At 63.0% G+C, this 16,776-nt stretch carries 10 protein-coding genes; 6 read left to right on the forward strand and 4 right to left on the reverse strand.

Going from position 1 to position 16,776, the window contains the following annotated elements; translation table 11 throughout:
* Nucleotides 1–214: 214 nt before the first annotated feature.
* Nucleotides 215–1,849, forward strand: coding sequence for a GMC family oxidoreductase (locus GL300_RS15340; protein ID WP_155040535.1), 1,635 nt, complete (start codon nt 215–217; stop codon nt 1,847–1,849).
* Between the two features lie 543 nt (nt 1,850–2,392).
* Here GL300_RS15340 and GL300_RS15345 read toward each other — a convergent pair.
* Genes GL300_RS15345 through GL300_RS15355 form a run of 3 tightly spaced genes read right to left on the reverse strand, consistent with a single transcriptional unit; the run spans nt 2,393 to nt 6,686 of the window.
* Nucleotides 2,393–3,487 carry a siderophore-interacting protein gene (locus GL300_RS15345; protein ID WP_170297685.1) on the reverse strand — a complete coding sequence of 365 codons (1,095 nt, stop codon included), beginning with the start codon at nt 3,485–3,487 and terminating at the stop codon, nt 2,393–2,395.
* A complete protein-coding gene (locus GL300_RS15350; protein WP_155040537.1) occupies nt 3,487–4,572 on the reverse strand; it encodes an ABC transporter substrate-binding protein in 1,086 nt (361 codons plus the stop codon). Before GL300_RS15350 ends, GL300_RS15345 begins: the two co-directional genes overlap by 1 nt.
* Nucleotides 4,566–6,686 carry a TonB-dependent siderophore receptor gene (locus GL300_RS15355; RefSeq protein WP_155040538.1) on the reverse strand — a complete coding sequence of 707 codons (2,121 nt, stop codon included), beginning with the start codon at nt 6,684–6,686 and terminating at the stop codon, nt 4,566–4,568. The genes GL300_RS15350 and GL300_RS15355 overlap by 7 nt, the downstream gene beginning before the upstream one ends.
* Before the next feature lie 156 nt (nt 6,687–6,842).
* On the opposite strand from GL300_RS15355, the gene GL300_RS15360 reads away from it, so the two are divergent.
* Nucleotides 6,843–7,520 carry a TetR/AcrR family transcriptional regulator gene (locus GL300_RS15360; protein WP_155040539.1) on the forward strand — a complete coding sequence of 226 codons (678 nt, stop codon included), beginning with the start codon at nt 6,843–6,845 and terminating at the stop codon, nt 7,518–7,520.
* A 529-nt stretch (nt 7,521–8,049) separates the two neighbouring features.
* Here GL300_RS15360 and GL300_RS15365 read toward each other — a convergent pair.
* Nucleotides 8,050–9,645: an alpha-glucosidase gene (locus GL300_RS15365; RefSeq protein WP_155040649.1), complete on the reverse strand. Its 1,596-nt coding sequence runs from the start codon at nt 9,643–9,645 to the stop codon at nt 8,050–8,052.
* Nucleotides 9,646–9,769: 124 nt separating this feature from the next.
* Between GL300_RS15365 and glgB the strand changes: the two genes are divergently transcribed.
* Genes glgB through glgX form a run of 4 tightly spaced genes read left to right on the forward strand, consistent with a single transcriptional unit; the run spans nt 9,770 to nt 16,758 of the window.
* On the forward strand, nt 9,770–11,956 hold the full coding sequence (gene glgB, locus GL300_RS15370; protein ID WP_155040540.1) for a 1,4-alpha-glucan branching protein GlgB: 2,187 nt from the start codon (nt 9,770–9,772) through the stop codon (nt 11,954–11,956).
* A 31-nt stretch (nt 11,957–11,987) separates the two neighbouring features.
* Nucleotides 11,988–13,247, forward strand: coding sequence for a glucose-1-phosphate adenylyltransferase (gene glgC / locus GL300_RS15375; protein ID WP_155040541.1), 1,260 nt, complete (start codon nt 11,988–11,990; stop codon nt 13,245–13,247).
* A complete protein-coding gene (glgA, locus tag GL300_RS15380) occupies nt 13,244–14,674 on the forward strand; it encodes a glycogen synthase GlgA (protein ID WP_246195201.1) in 1,431 nt (476 codons plus the stop codon). The genes glgC and glgA overlap by 4 nt, the downstream gene beginning before the upstream one ends.
* A complete protein-coding gene (glgX, locus tag GL300_RS15385) occupies nt 14,671–16,758 on the forward strand; it encodes a glycogen debranching protein GlgX (protein WP_155040543.1) in 2,088 nt (695 codons plus the stop codon). The genes glgA and glgX overlap by 4 nt, the downstream gene beginning before the upstream one ends.
* Nucleotides 16,759–16,776: the final 18 nt, after the last annotated feature.

Below are 16,776 nucleotides of genomic sequence, written 5' to 3' on the forward strand. Positions count from 1 at the left end.
TCTTCCGCCAGGACTTCGCAAAGCTGGCGTCGCTTCGACTGTTTTTTCGGCTCTTTGAAAGCAGGGGTGACCCCACGCTCAGACTGGCGCGCATGGCCAATCCAGTTGGCGCGCTGAACCAAGACTCGAGACCTGACCCCGTCCCATCCTGCGACAGGCCGCAGAGTGTCAATCGCAGGAGGAACGGATGACGAGGGACAGCACAGAAAAAGGGATGAGCCGGCGCAGCTTCATTGGGCGCACTGCCGTGGCGTCGGGCGTTCTCAGCCTTGGCGGCGGATTGTGGGGCGCTAGCGTGAACCCCGCCGATGCGACGGAAAAATCCTACGACTATGTTATCTGCGGCGCGGGCTCGGCAGGGTGTGTGTTGGCGAACCGACTGTCGGCGAATGGTGCTTCGGTCCTGCTGATCGAGGCGGGTGGACCCGACAGCAGCGAGATGATTTCGACGCCGATGCGCCTGATCGAGCTTTGGGGAACCGAATACGACTGGGGCTATGGCACCGTGCCTCAGCAGCATGCCCATGACCGCGTGCTTTACTGGCCACGTGGCAAGACACTGGGCGGCTCCTCCTCGCTGAACGGCATGATTTATGTTCGTGGCAATGCCTCGGACTACGATCAGTGGGCCAATGAATTCGGCTGCGAGGGTTGGGATTATGCATCGGTCCTGCCCTATTTCCGGAAATCCGAGGATTTCTCGCGCGGCGAGGATGAGTTCCACGGCGTGGGAGGACCTTTGCATGTGACCGCGGATTACGAACCGCATCCGGTCACCAAGGCCATCGTCGAGGCCGCCATCCAGGCTGGCCACCCCTATAACGACGATACCAACGGCCGGGCACAGGACGGCGTCGCCTATGTCGATCTGAACACCAGGGACGGTAAGCGCGCCTCGACCGCGGTGGCCTTCCTGCGCCCGGCGATGGAGCGTCCGAACCTGACGCTGGTCACCAATGCTCGCGTCCACCGCGTCGAGATCGAGGGCAATCGCGCGACCGGCGTAACCTACATGCAAGACGGCAAGCTGCATACCGTCGCGGCCGCGCGCGAGGTTGTGGTCTCGGGCGGAGCAGTCGAAAGCCCGCGCATCCTGATGCTGTCCGGAATCGGTGCCAAGGAGGAGCTTGAGAAAATCGGTGTTCCGGTGAAGCTGGACCTTCCGGGCGTCGGCAAGAACCTGCATGACCACACGCTTTGCCCGGTGATCTATGAGGGTGCCAAGGAACTGCCCGCGCCCACGGATCTGACGATCACGCCTTTGCACGCGCATCTTTTCGCCAAGTCAGATCCGGAACTGCCGGGCATCGACATGCAGCCGCTGTTCTTCTTCGTGCCCTATTACGCGCCCGAACAAGAGAAGCCGACGATGAACGGGTTCAGCCTGATGGCATCGGGGGTGCGTCCGACCTCGCGCGGTGCGATCCGCCTGACCTCGGCCGATCCGGATGACGTCATGCAGATAGATCCGCAGGTGCTGCAGACACAATATGACGTCGATATCCTGGTCCGCTCGATCAAGCAGATGCGCGAGATCGCGAAGCAATCGGCTTTGGACGAATGGCGCGGGCGCGAGATCTATCCCGGTGCGGAGGTACAAAGCGACGAGCAGCTTGCGGATTACGCCCGCTCGGCGGTGATGTCCTATCACCACCAGAACGGCACCTGCAAAATGGGTGTGGACGAGGCGGCAGTGGTCGATCCGAAGCTGCGTGTGCGCGGGATCGAAGGGTTGCGCGTCGCGGATGCGTCGATTTTCCCCTTCGTCATGGCGGGGAATACCAACGCACCGACGATCATGGTGGCCGAAAAGGCCGCCGACATGATCCTGACTGATCATCAGGCGTAATCTTCGGGCGGCCCTTCGGGGCCCTCTGCTTTGACAGGCCCGGGTGACCGGGTGGACATTCTGGGTCTGCAGCGTGACGGTCCTTGCTGCCGTTCATCCTGTGATGCTCAGGCAAAAAATCTTGGCGTCAGCGTAGCGGCCAGCACAATCTCTCACCCGCTGGACCCTACAGGGCCAGGGCCTGTTCATGGACCGAAGCCATAGATCCGGCGCGAGGGGCGGCAGGTCAGTCAGTCCCGGCATGAACCCTGCGGGACGGCCGCTGAAATCGCCTGCGCTTCCCCTGACCGCCTCGACCAGCGCCGCAAATGAGGTCAGATCAGCTGCGATGCGTGGACCGGTCACTCAGGCGGAGGGCAGTGAAAAACTGGTGGGCACGATCCAGCCGGGCGGATCGCTGCCGGTGGCGGGGGATCTTCGCATTTATAGCGGGCGCGTCTGGATGCAGTCTGAAAGCTGCCGGTGAGTGCAGCGCACGTGATGTGACCTTTATCTTTACCAAGGGAAAAGCGTGGGGAGGTGCTGGCCAGCTTGCTCAGGGCCTCATTCGCGGATGGCGCTGCTTCCCGCAGCGGCGATTTCCGGCTCGCTCATGCCGCGACGCCAATGGGCGTAGCCGGTGATCCTGTCACGGGGCAACCCCAGCGCGCGGGCTACGCGCGACAATTCCACGAATGCATCTCGTTCGGCACCGCACCAGAAGGCCGCCCGGGCAAGATCCTGCGGCCAGTCTATATTGTCGAAGGCATCGACAAGCAGGCGGGTCGTGCCCGCAGGAGCGCCTTGTCGATGGAGCCAGCGGATATCACAGCCCCGCGGTGCGCAGATGATCTGCTCATCCTGCGGGCCGTCGATTTCGATCAGGGCGACTCCCTTTGTCTCGTGCCCAAGTGCGGCGAGGCATCTGGCGATGCCCGGCAGGCCGGTTTCATCGCCCGCAAAGACGTGGAACTCGGCCTCGACCAAGCCCTGCGCGGCCGGGCCGATGAAGCCCACGCCATCGCCGGGCTGAGCCCCGCGTGCCCAGTCGGTCGCGGGGCCAGCATGGCTGCCAAGGTGGAAATCCACCGCCAGCCTCGCCCCTGCCAGATCGACATGGCGGATGGTGAACAGGCGGGTATCCAGCAGGGCGCGACCCTCGGGCCACCGGATGCGACCCGCATCCGTCATCATCGGCCATGCTTCGGGTACCCCGCGTCCCCGCTTGAAAAGAAGCCGGCAATGCAGCTGCGCGACCGTGTTGTAGCGGGCAAGGTCCGCACCCGTGAACCAGATGCGGCGGAAATTGGGGCCAAGGGTCTCGGTCCCAACGACATGCAGCACCTGCAATTCGGCGGGCAGCGTGTCTCCTGCCCTGTCGCCCTGCCATACGATGGCCAAAGCCGCCTCGCGCGCGTTGAAATCGATTAGGCTGGTGACCGAGTAACGCATCGAATTGAGCTGAGCCGGGTCATCCGAGCGGATGTCCACGTCCAAACGGCCGTCCTGAATGCACAGGTGGATTTCGTCCTGTGTGCCAGCCACGGCCTCATGCGGGCCGATGCGGCGGGTGGGCAGCATATGGGCGTCGAGCGCGTCGAGGATGATCTGAAAATAGTCTTCGGCGGCTGGGAAAGCGATCCTGGCATGGGCCTGCATCAGTCGTCTCCGAGTGAGAGCCAGAGCGGCCCCGGCAACGGATGGGTCAGATAGGCGTTCAGCGCAGCCAGCGTCTTTTCCGGGTCCAGCGCGGCACAGCTGCCCGGCTGCAGCCATTTGCCCAGGCATTCGGCCAGAACCGGGACCAGCAGCGGCGAGGTGATCAGCCCGGACCAGATGCCGTGGACGCGCCCGTCGAGCAGCACCGCCGATCCGGCAATGGCCGGGCGCATGGCCGCCCTGAGCAATCCTTCGCGGCCCTTTGCGGGGTCCAGCCCCGGCCCGATGCCCGGCTGCATATCCGGCGCGAAGCCTGCCCCGGTGGCGACATAGACCTGCGGTTGCTGGGCAAGCAATCCTTCGGTCGATAGCTTCGCGCTCCAACCGTCGGAGCTGGCGATCAGGTCACCCCCGGCCATGCCGATCAGATCGCCCCAAAAGGCCCGCCCGGCAGACCAGCAGCAATCGTCAAAGGTGGACATGATCTCCATATAGACTCGCGGCCGGTCAGCGCCCTGCGCGCAAGCCCGGACCGCATCCAGACGCGACAGGCCGAACCGGGTCAGTTCCGCCGCCCGATCCTGTCGTTGCAGGACCGCGCCCCAGAAGCTCATGGCACGGGTCAGCTGTTCGGCTGCGGGCAATGCACCGTCATGCCCGCTGGTCCAGGCGACCGGGATGCCCGCCGCTTGCAGGTGCTGGACCAGCAGCGATCCCTCGGGCGGCAGCATATAGGCGCTGGCGACCACCAGATCGGGTTTCAGCCCGATGATCCCCTCGACCGAGACCGTATCCGGCGACAGCTGCCCCACCTCGGGGATTTGGCCCACGAATTTCGGGGTCAGCGGGCCCAGATCCAGCCGCGCGGCGCTGGCCATGCCCACGACGCGCGCGCCCGGATCGGGCAGCAGCGCCGCCATGGTCAGCAGGTCCGTCGCGTCAAGCAGGATGATCCGCTCGGGCGCTTTTGGCAGCGAGATGGCATTGCCAAGCACATCCGTCGCCAGAATGCCCCCGGCCCAGACAAAACGAGGGGCCGCGACAAGCGCCGTCCCCAGCCCCAGAACCGTGCGCCGCGTCACCATGTCTTGCGCAGACCCGCGGTGATCGTGCGGCCCTCTCCGTATTGGCAATAGAAGTTGTAGCTGCAGCTGGAGTAATAGGTCTCATCCAGCAGGTTGCGCACGTTCAGCGTGGCCTCTAGCCCTTCCAAAGCGGGGTTCGTCGCGCCAATATCTTGCCGCATGGCAAGGTCGACCAGCGTGTAGCCATCGGATTTCAGCTCATTGGCATCGTCGCCATAGCTGGAACCAACCATGCGGACGCCGCCGCCCAGCTCAAACCCTTCCATCGCGCCAGCAAAGGCGTAATTGAGCCAGATCGAGCCGAAATGCTCGGGCACGGCCTGCGGGCGGTTGCCCTCGACCCCGGGAACGGTCGTGCGGGCGATTTCGGTATCGAGCAGCGTATAGGCGGCAATGACCTCAAGCTGCGGCGTCACCTGACCACGCGCCTCGAACTCCAGCCCGCGCGAGCGGATCTCGCCGGTCTGCTGCGAGAAGCCCGGCATCTCGCCTGGGGTCAGCACGTTTTCCTGCCGGATGTCGAAGGCGGCGACGGTAAACAGCGCCTCGACGTCCTGAGGCTGGTATTTCAGGCCCAACTCCCATTGCTTGGCGCGGGCCGGCTCAAAGGGTTGGCCCGCTGCATCGACGCCGATCACCGGCTCAAACGAGGTCGCATAGCTGAGATAGGGGGCGGCCCCATTGTCGAAATGGTAAAGCAGCGCCGCGCGATACGAAGCAGCCTCGCTGTCCTGCTTGGTCGTGGCTCTGGCAAGGCGGTTCTCGCTTTCCGTCTCGATCCAGTCGTAGCGCGCGCCCAGAACGGCATGCAGGCGGCCCATGGTGATCTGGTCCGAGAGGTATACCCCGTTCTGGCGGACGGTCTGCTTGCTGTCGGTCAGCGGGAAGAACGGACCCGACACGCCCGCATAGACCGGGTTGGTCACGTCAAGCGGCGGCGCAAGCGTGTATTCGTATTGCCAGTCGCTTTCGTTCCATTGCAAATCGACCCCGGCCAGCAGGCGATGCTCGGCGGCCCCGGTCCGAAGCCCGTATTCCAGATTGCTGTCCCAGGCAAAGCCGCGCACTTCCTCATGTGAACGGACGGCGAGACGGGTCAGAACACCCTCGGGGGAAATCGGCGCAGCCATCTGGATGCCCTGCATATCCGCATCGACGCCGCTGAAACGCAGTTTCGAACGCAAGGTCAGCGAGGGCGAAATCAGATGCTCGATCCCGGCATAGACGCCCCATTGCTCGCGCTCGAATGAGTCGAAGTTCGGGTCGCCTACATTCAGATCTCGGTCCAGATCGCCCGCGAATTCCGGGGCCAATTGGGTCGGATAGATCGAGTTGAAATAACCGCCTTCCGGGTCTTTTTGCCAATAGGAACCGACGGTCAAGCGTGTCTGATCGCTGGGCGTCCAGACAAGGTTGGGCGCGATTGCGAAACGGTCTTCGTCGACATGATCGTAGCGCGATCCCGCAACCCGACCCATGGCCGAGACACTGTATTGCAGGGTCCCTTCTTCATCCAGCACGCCTTGCTGGGCGAAACCTGCCTGAACGCGGTCATGGTTGCCGAATTCCAGACGAGCCTCGCCTCCGGTGCTGCCATCGGGGCTGCGACTTACCATGTTCACCAGCCCGCCCGGACCCGACTGGCCATAGAGCAGCGCCGAGGGGCCCTTCAGCACATCCACTCGGTCAAGCAGAAATGGATCGATCGCGGATTGTGCAAATCCCTGGCCCCGCGGCAGACGCAATCCATCAAGAAAGCCCACGAATTGCGACGAGGTACCAAAACCGCCAAAGCCGCGCAGGAAGACGCTGTCATAACGTGTCGAGGCGTCGATTTCCGACAGCACGCCCGATGTATAGCGCAACGCCTGACCCACCGTTTGGGTATTCTGGTCGTCGAACTGCTTGCGCGTCACCACCGTCAGGGCCTGCGGAGTCTCGACCACTGGCGTATCGGTCTTTGTCGCTGAACGCATTTCAGGCAGGGCGTATGAGCTTGCGGTCTCCGCCACGTCGGCTTCGAGCACGATGGTGTCAAGCTCCACCACCTGTGCAGCTGCGGCCGAAGCCACGATGCCCATTGCGGTGCTCAATGCTGCGGCCTTGCGTTTCATGCGGGATCTCCAAAATTCGCTTGGCGCCGCTTTAGCAATAACGGGACTTTTACGTCCAGATATTTTCTGATTAATTTACTTAACAATCCCCAGCGGTTGAAGAGATCCGGAAATTTTGCCCATAATACCGGCGACCTAGAGAAAGTTCGGACAGACATGACGACCACGACTCGGCGCACCACCCGCAGCGGAAGGCCGACCAAAGAGGATTCCGAACGCATCGCCTCCGAGATCGAGACTGCCGCGCGGGACCTGTTCGTCACCAAAGGCTTCGCAGCCACCACGATGGAGCAGGTGATCGACGCCTGCGGCATCGGCAAGGACACGCTCTATCGCCGCTACCCCACCAAGGAGGCGCTGTTTGCCTGTATCGCCGACAAGGCGCGCCAGCGCGCCCTGGCCTGGTTCAACGAAGCCGATGCCGCGAGCCCCGCAGCGCCGCTCGCGCGCGTCAAGCATCTGGCACGCTGGTTTCTGGATGCCAATCTGGACGAGGAGTTGCTGGCGCTGCAGCGCGAGGCCTTGATCGAGGCAATGCGCGCCCGGCCTCTTGTCGGCGATGATCGGTTCACGCCCTTGCTTGCCGATGCGGTGTCAAAGGCACATGAGGCAGGCGAACTCTGTGCACCCGATCCGGAATTCATGGCGCGGCAGTTGATCGCGGCCGTCGTGCTGGGACCCAGCAACGAAGCCCTCATGGGAGGGACGACACTGTCCACGGACGAGAACCGAACGATCTGGTTTGAGCGCGCATGGCACTTGTTCGTAAATGGGGCGGCGTCAAAAGCCCCTGGATGGCAACCAACCCCTGTTGCGCCAGGCTCTCGTGCCTAACGAACGAGTGGAAGAAGCACAAAGTGAGCTACGCCCCGATCCTTGGACAGTTTCCGGGGGTGATTTCAACTACTGCCTGCAAAGCCGTCGCAGCCTAAGAGCGGTATTGGGTGTAAAGCTGGATGCTCGATTGCGGGTCTGACCTCGATCTGCTGCCCCAACAGCCCGCCCTTCTAGTTGAACTCATCGACTGCAAGGTCAGGGCGGGCATCGATCGGCTGAACATAGATCGCCAGCCCACCGGAGAGATCGAAGACCGGCGCGATCTGGGCCGCGCACCCCGCAAAGGCTGGGCAGGAAGAGTGTTGCCAGAACAGTGGCGGTGCCTTGAAGCAGTCAGAGACGCTCCAATGACATTCATACTCTCCCGGTTGTTCGTGGCACATCCGGCGCCGCATTGTCGGGAGACAGTTACGCACCGCGGATACGAAACTGGCCGGTGTGAAATGTATGCCCGCTTGAGCAAACAGGTTTCACCCAGGGAATGCTTTCGCTTCCGATGCTCTATGCCGATACGATAACCCGAGCGCTACAAGTCCTCCCCTGATTCAAGCCAGGCGAAACCATTTCCGGGCAGCTTCAACCGCTCCTTGTCCAATGTGGCGCGGGATGGTCCAAGAAGGCGCGAGCCCTCGCTCGCGACAAACTGCGCTGGCATCCTCGACAGGTTGAAAACGCAGGTCACCTCCTGCCCTTCGAACCTGCGGCGAAAGGCCAGAAGTGGTTCGCGGGTGCGAATGAATTCGATCTCGCCCCAGCGCAGCGCCGGTTGCGACCTGCGAAACGCCAAGGTGGCCCGATAGGCTGACAACACGCTGTCGGGGTCGGATTGGGTATCCACCGCCAGCGCCGCCTGCTCGGGCTTGACTGGCAGCCAGGGGCGCGAAGTCGAGAAACCAGCATTAGGCGCCGATTTTTCCCAGACCATCGGTGTGCGGCAGCCGTCCCTGCCCCGGATCTCGGGCCAGAAGCGCAATGCCTGCGGATCGGTCAGTTCCTCGTAAAGCAACTCGGTCTCGGTCTGGCCAAGTTCCTCGCCCTGATAAAGGCAGATGGTGCCGGGGAACGAGATCAGCATCGCGATGGCTTGCCGCGCCAGTTCCGATGACCCGACGCCGTACTCGGCCCAGCGGGTGACATGACGCACGACGTCGTGGTTCGAGAAACTCCAGCAGGAATGCCCGTCCGGCGCGCCATCGCGCACCCCTTCGATCACCCGGCGAAAGTGCTTTGCCGTGAATTCCGGGCTGAGCATCTCGAATGAGTAGCACATGTGCAGCCGCCCTGCCCCGGCGGTATATTCGGCCATGATGTCGATTGCAGCCTTTCCGCCATCGCCCACCTCACCCACCATCATGCGGTCGTCATATTGATCGGTCAGCGCGCGCAGGCGCTGCAGAAATGCGATGTTCTCGGGCTGGTTTTTCGAATGGATATGGCGCTGGAAGCCATAAGTGTCGGGGCCGGTATGCTTGCGGTTCGCAGGATTGTCGCGCAACTCCTTGTCGTGGAAGTAGTAATTCACCGTATCCAGCCGGAACCCGTCCACGCCGCGTTCCAGCCAGAAGCGCATCGCGTCCAGCAGCGCCTGCTGCACGTCCGGGTTCCACATGTTCAGGTCGGGCTGCTCGTTCAGAAAATTGTGCAGGTAATACTGCCGCCGCCGCGGCTCCCATTCCCAGGCCGGGCCACCAAAGACCGAGGGCCAGTTGTTCGGCGGGGTCCCGTCGGGCTTGGGGTCGGCCCAGACATACCAGTCGGCCTTGGGATTGCTGCGGTCCTTGCGGCTTTCGACGAACCAAGGATGCTGATCGCTGGAATGGCTGATCACCTGGTCGATGATCACCTTCAGCCCCAATTCATGCGCCCGCGCGATCAGCGCATCGAAATCCGCAAGGCTGCCAAAGACCGGATCGATATCGGTATAATCCGAGACGTCATAACCCATGTCCTTCATCGGCGAGGTGAAAATCGGCGAGAGCCAGATCGCGTCAGCGCCCAGCGCCGCGACATGATCCAGCCGTCGGGTGATCCCACGCAGATCGCCGATGCCATTCCCGTCGCTATCCTGAAAACTGCGCGGATAGATCTGATAGATCGCCGCGTCGCGCCACCATTCCGTCATCTCTGCCCTCTTTTTCATCCCGCGCCTTGTCGCCACTGAAACATGGCATGGCCGTTCCGCAAAACATCTTGTCTGAATGGTTGGGTGGATTGCCCGAATCTTCGGCCTTGCTACAGTGATCGCAATGGGAAAGCTGAATTCGCCTACAACTCCAAGCGATGACGACCTGACCGCCCTGCATAAGGGGCGATGCGGTGACGCATTTCGCGTCCTTGGCCCACATGGAATCGGCAAGGCGCGTCGGCTGACCGTCTTTCATCCGGGCCTTGCGGCTGTTCACGTCATCAGTGCCGACGGATCGCACGACCTGCCCCGCTTGCAGGGCGATGTCTTTTCCGGACCCATCCCCGAAGGGAGCTATCGTTTGCGCGCGCAGGATGGAACCGGTCGGGAATGGGAGTTCGAGGACCCCTATCGCTTTGGCCCCATCCTGGGCGAAATCGACCTGCACCTTATTGGCGAAGGCACGCATCACAGGCTTTGGCAGGCCCTTGGCGCGCATGTCAGGACGCATGAGGATGTGACCGGCACGCATTTCGCCGTCTGGGCGCCCAACGCCCAGCGCGTCTCGGTCGTCGGAGACTTCAACAACTGGGACGGCAGGCTTCACGTCATGCGCCGCTGCAATGGCAGTGGCGTGTGGGAGATCTTCCTGCCCGGCATATCCGAAGGTGCCCTCTACAAATACGAGATCCTCGACGCACAGGGCGACCTGATCCTCAAGGCTGATCCCGTGGGCTTTGGCAGCCAGCACCCGCCGGAAAAGGCCAGCATGGTGCGCAATATCGCGGGCTATGGCTGGCATGACGCGGCTTGGTTGGACCGGCGGGCAAAGGCGCAGGACCGCGGCGCGCCGATCTCGATCTACGAGGTGCATCTGGGCAGTTGGCGACGCAAGCGTGACGAAGGTGGACGGTATCTGTCCTACAAGGAACTCGCCAAGGAATTGGTCGCCTATGCGGTGGAGATGGGCTTTACCCATCTTGAGCTTCTGCCGGTCAGCGAATTTCCCTTTGACGGGTCATGGGGCTATCAGCCGGTCGGCCTTTACGCGCCGACCATCCGCTTTGGCCCGCCGCATGAATTCCGCGATCTGGTCGATGCCGCGCATCAAGCCGGGCTGGGCGTGCTGTTGGACTGGGTGCCCGGACATTTCCCGACCGATGCGCATGGCCTTGTCCGTTTTGACGGCACTGCGCTTTATGAACATGCCGATCCGCGCGAGGGCTTCCATCAGGACTGGAACACGCTGATCTATAATTACGGCCGGACCGAGGTCAAAAACTACCTCATCGCCAATGCCGTCTATTGGCTTCAGGAATATCACGTCGACGGGCTGCGGGTGGATGCGGTGGCCTCGATGCTTTACCGCGACTATTCCAGAAAGCCCGGCCAATGGGTCCCGAACAAGGATGGCGGGCGCGAGAATTATGAGGCCATCGCCTTCCTGCAGGACATGAACATCGCCGCTTACGCCGAGGCCCCTGGCATCATGACCGTGGCCGAGGAAAGCACATCCTTCCCTAAGGTCTCGGCCCCGGTCGATGCGGGCGGCCTTGGCTTTGGCTACAAATGGAACATGGGTTGGATGAACGACACCCTTCGCTACATGTCCCGCGCGCCGATCCATCGCAAATACCATCACGACCAGATGACCTTCGGGCTGATGTATGCCTTCTCGGAAAACTTCGTGCTGCCGATCAGCCATGATGAGGTCGTTCACGGCAAGGGCAGCATGCTGCGCAAGATGCCGGGCGACGAATGGCAGCAATTTGCGAACCTGCGGACCTATTACGGCTTCATGTGGACCCATCCCGGCAAGAAGCTGCTGTTCATGGGCTGCGAATTCGGCCAGCCCGAGGAATGGAACCATAATGCCGAGTTGAATTGGCAGGCCGCCGCTCGGCCACTGAATGCGGGCCTGAGCAGTCTGGTACGCGATCTGAACCAGCTTTACCGCGACACGCCCGCACTGCATCTGCTGGATGCCGATCCCAAGGGCTTCCAATGGCTGCGCAACGATGCCGAGCAGTCTATCCTGGCCTATTTGCGTCTTGGCGGGGCGGAACATCCGCCAGTCGCGGTGCTTTGCAACATGACGCCGGTGCCGCGCCACGGCTTCCGCATCGGCCTGCCCCACGCAGGCGCTTGGCGCGAGGCGATCAATACCGATGCCACGATCTATGGTGGCAGCGGTCAGGGGAACCTTGGCGGTGTCACGGCCGAGGCGAAGCCGCTGGACGGCCAACCGGCCTCGGCCAGCGTGACCCTGCCGCCGCTTTCGGTTGTGGTGCTGATAGCCGACGATTGATGTTTACCAGGGAATTGGGGAGGATTGTTCAATGGTCGAGAACGGGCGACTGACACGCCGGGCAATGGCCTTCGTGCTGGCCGGTGGGCGCGGCAGCAGGCTTCACGAATTGACCGACCGCCGCGTGAAACCCGCCGTCTATTTCGGCGGCAAGACCCGGATCATTGATTTCGCCCTGTCGAACGCGGTCAATTCCGGCATCCGCAAGATCGCCATCGCCACCCAATACAAGGCCCATAGCCTGATCCGGCATTGCCATCGCGGCTGGAGCTTCTTTCGCGCCGAGCGCAACGAGTTTCTGGATATCCTGCCCGCCTCGCAACGCACCTCGGACGAACATTGGTATCGCGGCACGGCGGACGCCGTGACCCAGAACATCGACATCGTCGACAGCTACGATGTCGACCACATCATCATTCTGGCGGGCGACCACATCTACAAGATGGATTACGAGATCATGCTGCGCCAGCACGTCCAAAGCGGCGCTGACGTGACCATCGGCTGCCTGACCGTGCCCTTGGCCGAGGCCAGCGCCTTTGGCGTCATGGCGGTGGATGAAACCGGGCGCATCACGTCCTTTCTTGAGAAGCCGAAAGATCCCCCCGCCATGCCGGGCGATCCCAAACATGCGCTGGCCTCGATGGGGATCTATGTCTTCAACTGGGCCTTCCTGCGCGACCTGCTGCTGAAGGATGCCGAGGACCCGAATTCCAGCCATGATTTCGGCAATGACCTGATCCCGGACATTGTCGCCAAGGGCAAGGCGATGGCACATCGCTTCGATGTCTCCTGCGTTCGGGACGAGGGCGCGCCCGCCTATTGGAAGGATGTCGGCACCATCGACGCCTTCTGGCAGGCCAATATCGACCTGACCGATTTCGTCCCCGAGCTGAACCTGTGGGACCGGGAATGGCCGGTCTGGACCAATGCGATCAGCGTGCCCCCGGCCAAGTTCATCCATGACGAAAAGGACCGGCGCGGCGTGGCGATTTCCTCGATGGTCTCGGGCGGCTGCATCGTCTCGGGGACCGAGATCCGCAACTCACTGCTGTTCACCGAGGTCCATACGAACAGCTATGCCGTTCTGGATTACGCGGTGGTGCTGCCCTATGTCACGGTCCACCGCTCGGCGCGGTTGCGCAAGGTGGTGATCGACCGCGGCGTCGTGATCCCCGAGGGGCTGGTCGTCGGCGAGGACCCGCTGGAGGACGCCAAGTGGTTCCGCGTCAGCCCTCGCGGGGTGACGCTGATCACGCAGGACATGCTGGACAAGCGGGCGGCAAGCCTTTGATGCGGGTTCTGTCCGTCGCCTCGGAATGCGCGCCGCTGGTCAAGACCGGTGGACTGGCAGATGTCACTGGTGCCCTGCCCCGCGCGCTGGCCGCTGAGGGCGTCGAGATGCGCGTCCTGCTGCCCGGCTATCCCGCTGTCATGGCGGCGCTGGAGGACGTGGCACCGGTCATCGATTTCGACGATCTGTTCGGCGGGCCCGCACGGCTGCTTGCGGGCATGGCTGCGGGGCTGGACCTGTTGGTGATCGACGCCCCGCATCTTTATGACCGGGCGGGCGGCCCCTATCACGCGCCGGACGGCACCGACTGGCACGATAATCCCGAACGCTTTGCCGCGCTGTCATGGGTCGCGGCCCATGTGGCGGCGCATGGTGCCGGGGATTGGTACCCGCAGATCCTGCATGGCCATGATTGGCAGGCCGGTTTGATGACCGAATATCTGCGCAGCATGGATGCTCCGGGCATCCGAACCGTGCTGACCATCCACAACATCGCCTTCCACGGCAATGTCGGCGCGGATCGTCTGGGCGCGCTGCGGCTGGACCCGTCGCGCTTCACCCATGACGGCTTTGAGTATTGGGGCATGATCTCGGCGCTGAAGGCCGGGCTGGTCGGGGCGGATGCGCTGACCACCGTCTCGCCGCGCTATGCCGAGGAACTGATGACGCCAGAGTTTGGCATGGGGATGGACGGGGTGATGCGCCATCGCCGCGACGATCTCAGCGGCATCCTGAACGGCATCGATCATGAGGTCTGGAACCCGGCCAAGGACCCGCTGGTCACGCCCTATGAGAAGCCCGCGGGCAAGCTGGCGAACAAGGCCGCCCTGCGCGCCGAATTCGGCCTGCCCGAGGCCGCCGGACCGCTTTGCATCGTCGTCTCGCGCATGACCTTCCAGAAGGGGCTGGACCTGCTGCTCGAGGCCCTGCCCGCCCTGACCGCACGCGGTGGGCAGTTGGCGCTGCTGGGTTCGGGTGAGCGCGAGCTTGAGAATGCCTTTCGCAATGCCGCCGGGCAGGACGCCAATGTCGCCGTCCGCATCGGCTATGATGAGGGGCTGTCGCATCGCATGATGGCGGGGGGCGACGCGATCCTTGTCCCCTCGCGCTTCGAACCCTGCGGCCTGACGCAGCTTTACGGGCTGCGCTACGGCACGCTGCCGCTGGTGGCGCTGACCGGGGGGCTGGCCGATACGGTGATCAATGCATCACCCGCCGCGATGGCGCAGGGGGTGGCGACCGGTCTGCAATTCGCCCCGGTCACGGTCGAGGCACTCAGGAACGCGCTGGCGCATCTTTGCGACCTCTACGCCCAGCCCAAGATCTGGGCCCGAATGCAGCGTAACGCCATGAGCCAGCCGGTCGGCTGGGACCAGTCGGCGCGGGAATACGCCCGGCTCTATCACCGGCTGGCGGCCGGAAAATGACCGCAGGACACGCGATCACTGCCGGATACGCCTCGCCACTGGGTGCGACCTTCGATGGGGCCGGGGTGAATTTCGCGCTGTTCTCGCAGCATGGAGAGCGGGTGGTGCTGTGCCTGTTCGACGCCAAGGGCCGCGAAACCCGGCTGGACCTGCCCGAGCGCGACGGCCATGTCTGGCACGGCTATATTTCGGGGCTGCGGCCGGGGCAGCAATATGGCTATCGCGTGCATGGCCCCTACAAACCGCGAGAGGGCCACCGCTTCAACCCCAACAAACTGCTGATCGACCCCTATGCCAAGCGCCTGACCGGCAGTCCGATCCAGCATGACGCGATCTTCGGCTACAAGACCCGCGACCCGAGTGCCGATCTTAGCTTTGATCCGCGCGACAGCGCCCCTTTCATGCCGCGCTCGGTGGTGATCGATCCCAGCTATTCATGGGGCAACGACTTCCCCCCACGCCTTCCCCTGACCGAGACCATCATTTATGAGGCCCATGTGAAGGGCCTGACGGCAGCGCGATCCGACATTCCCGATCGTGGCACCTTTCTGGCCATGGCCTCGGACCCGATCCTTGACCACCTGACCCGCCTTGGCATCACCGCGATCGAGCTGATGCCGGTCAATGCCTTCACCGATGACGCCTTTCTGGTCGAGAAAGGGCTGCGGAACTACTGGGGCTACATGTCCTACGGCTTTTTCGCGCCTGAACCCCGCTACATGCGCGACGGCGACATTGCCGAGTTCCAGCAGATGGTCTCGCGCTTCCATCAGGCCGGGATCGAGGTGATCCTCGACGTGGTCTATAACCACACCGCCGAAGGCAACGAACGCGGCCCGACCCTGTCGTTTCGCGGGCTCGACAATGCCGCCTATTACCGTCTGGCCGAGGATCGCCGCTTCTACGTCAATGACGCGGGCACGGGGAACGTGCTGGACCTTGATAACCCCTTCGCTCTGCGGCTGGTGATGGATTCGCTGCGCTACTGGGTTCAGGTCATGCATGTCGACGGCTTCCGTTTTGATTTGTGTTCGGTGCTGGGCCGCTCGCATGGGGTCTTTGACCGGGACGGGTCCTTCTTTCGCGCGGTCCGGCAAGACCCGGTCCTGAACCGCGTCAAGCTGATCGCCGAGCCATGGGACATCGGCGAGGGCGGCTACCAGCTGGGCAATTACCCTGCCCCCTTCGCCGAATGGAACGACCGTTTCCGCGACCAGATCCGCGGCTTCTGGCGCGGCGATCCGGGGCTGATCGGCAAGCTGGCCAAACGCATCGCCGGATCGGCGGCGCGCTTTGACCATGACGGGCGGGCGGCGACGGCCTCGGTCAATTTCATCGCAGCCCATGATGGCTTCACGCTGATGGACACGGTCAGCTACGACCAGAAGCACAACGAGGCCAATGGCGAAGACAATCGCGACGGCCACGACCACAACCTGTCCGACAATTGCGGGGTCGAGGGGCCAAGCAGTGACCCCGACATCACCGAGCGCCGCGCCCGCCGCCGCCGCAACCTGATGGCGACGTTGCTGCTGTCCCAGGGCACGCCGATGATCCTTGCCGGGGACGAGCTGGGCAACAGCCAGCAGGGCAACAACAATGCCTATTGTCAGGACAACCCGATCGGCTGGATCGACTGGGACGATGCCGATGCCGGTTTCCTTGAGTTTTGCCAGCGGGTTGTCGCCTTTCGCAAGGCCCATCCTATCCTGCGGCAGAAGCGGTTCCTGCACAGTCATGCCCGCGAACAGGACGGCATTCCCGACCTGTTCTGGCGCCGCGCCGATGGTCAACCAATGCGAGTCGAGGACTGGTCCGACCCGGAGTTGCGCCTTGTGGCGGCCGAGATGCGCATGGCCTCGGGTACGCCAGAATATGCCGCCTTGCGCGGCGCGGTCTTTCTGGTCCTGAATGCCGGACCCCAGACCGAAGTGCACCTGCCCGATACCAGCCAGCGCGGCAATTGGCGCAGACAGCTTGACAGCAGTCGCTTTGGCCCGGTGGACGAACCCGCCCGCGACACCGAGACCGTCGCCGCCGACAGCGTGGTGGCCTTTGTCCTTTCCGATGCGCCGGGGCGGTGATGAAGGGGCCTCATTGGC

This window comes from Paracoccus litorisediminis (assembly GCF_009711205.1).
Classification (GTDB): Bacteria; Pseudomonadota; Alphaproteobacteria; order Rhodobacterales; family Rhodobacteraceae; genus Paracoccus; species Paracoccus litorisediminis.

Excerpts from the sequence above, each read along its gene's own strand:
- glgC (WP_155040541.1), top strand. The coding sequence starts at position 11,988 with ATGGTCGAGAACGGGCGACTGACACGCCGGGCAATGGCCTTCGTGCTG.
- GL300_RS15350 (WP_155040537.1), bottom strand. The coding sequence starts at position 4,572 with ATGGTGACGCGGCGCACGGTTCTGGGGCTGGGGACGGCGCTTGTCGCG.
- glgX (WP_155040543.1), top strand. The coding sequence starts at position 14,671 with ATGACCGCAGGACACGCGATCACTGCCGGATACGCCTCGCCACTGGGT.
- glgB (WP_155040540.1), top strand. The coding sequence starts at position 9,770 with ATGGGAAAGCTGAATTCGCCTACAACTCCAAGCGATGACGACCTGACC.
- GL300_RS15355 (WP_155040538.1), bottom strand. The coding sequence starts at position 6,686 with ATGAAACGCAAGGCCGCAGCATTGAGCACCGCAATGGGCATCGTGGCT.
- GL300_RS15340 (WP_155040535.1), top strand. The coding sequence starts at position 215 with ATGAGCCGGCGCAGCTTCATTGGGCGCACTGCCGTGGCGTCGGGCGTT.
- GL300_RS15365 (WP_155040649.1), bottom strand. The coding sequence starts at position 9,645 with ATGACGGAATGGTGGCGCGACGCGGCGATCTATCAGATCTATCCGCGC.
- GL300_RS15345 (WP_170297685.1), bottom strand. The coding sequence starts at position 3,487 with ATGCAGGCCCATGCCAGGATCGCTTTCCCAGCCGCCGAAGACTATTTT.
- GL300_RS15360 (WP_155040539.1), top strand. The coding sequence starts at position 6,843 with ATGACGACCACGACTCGGCGCACCACCCGCAGCGGAAGGCCGACCAAA.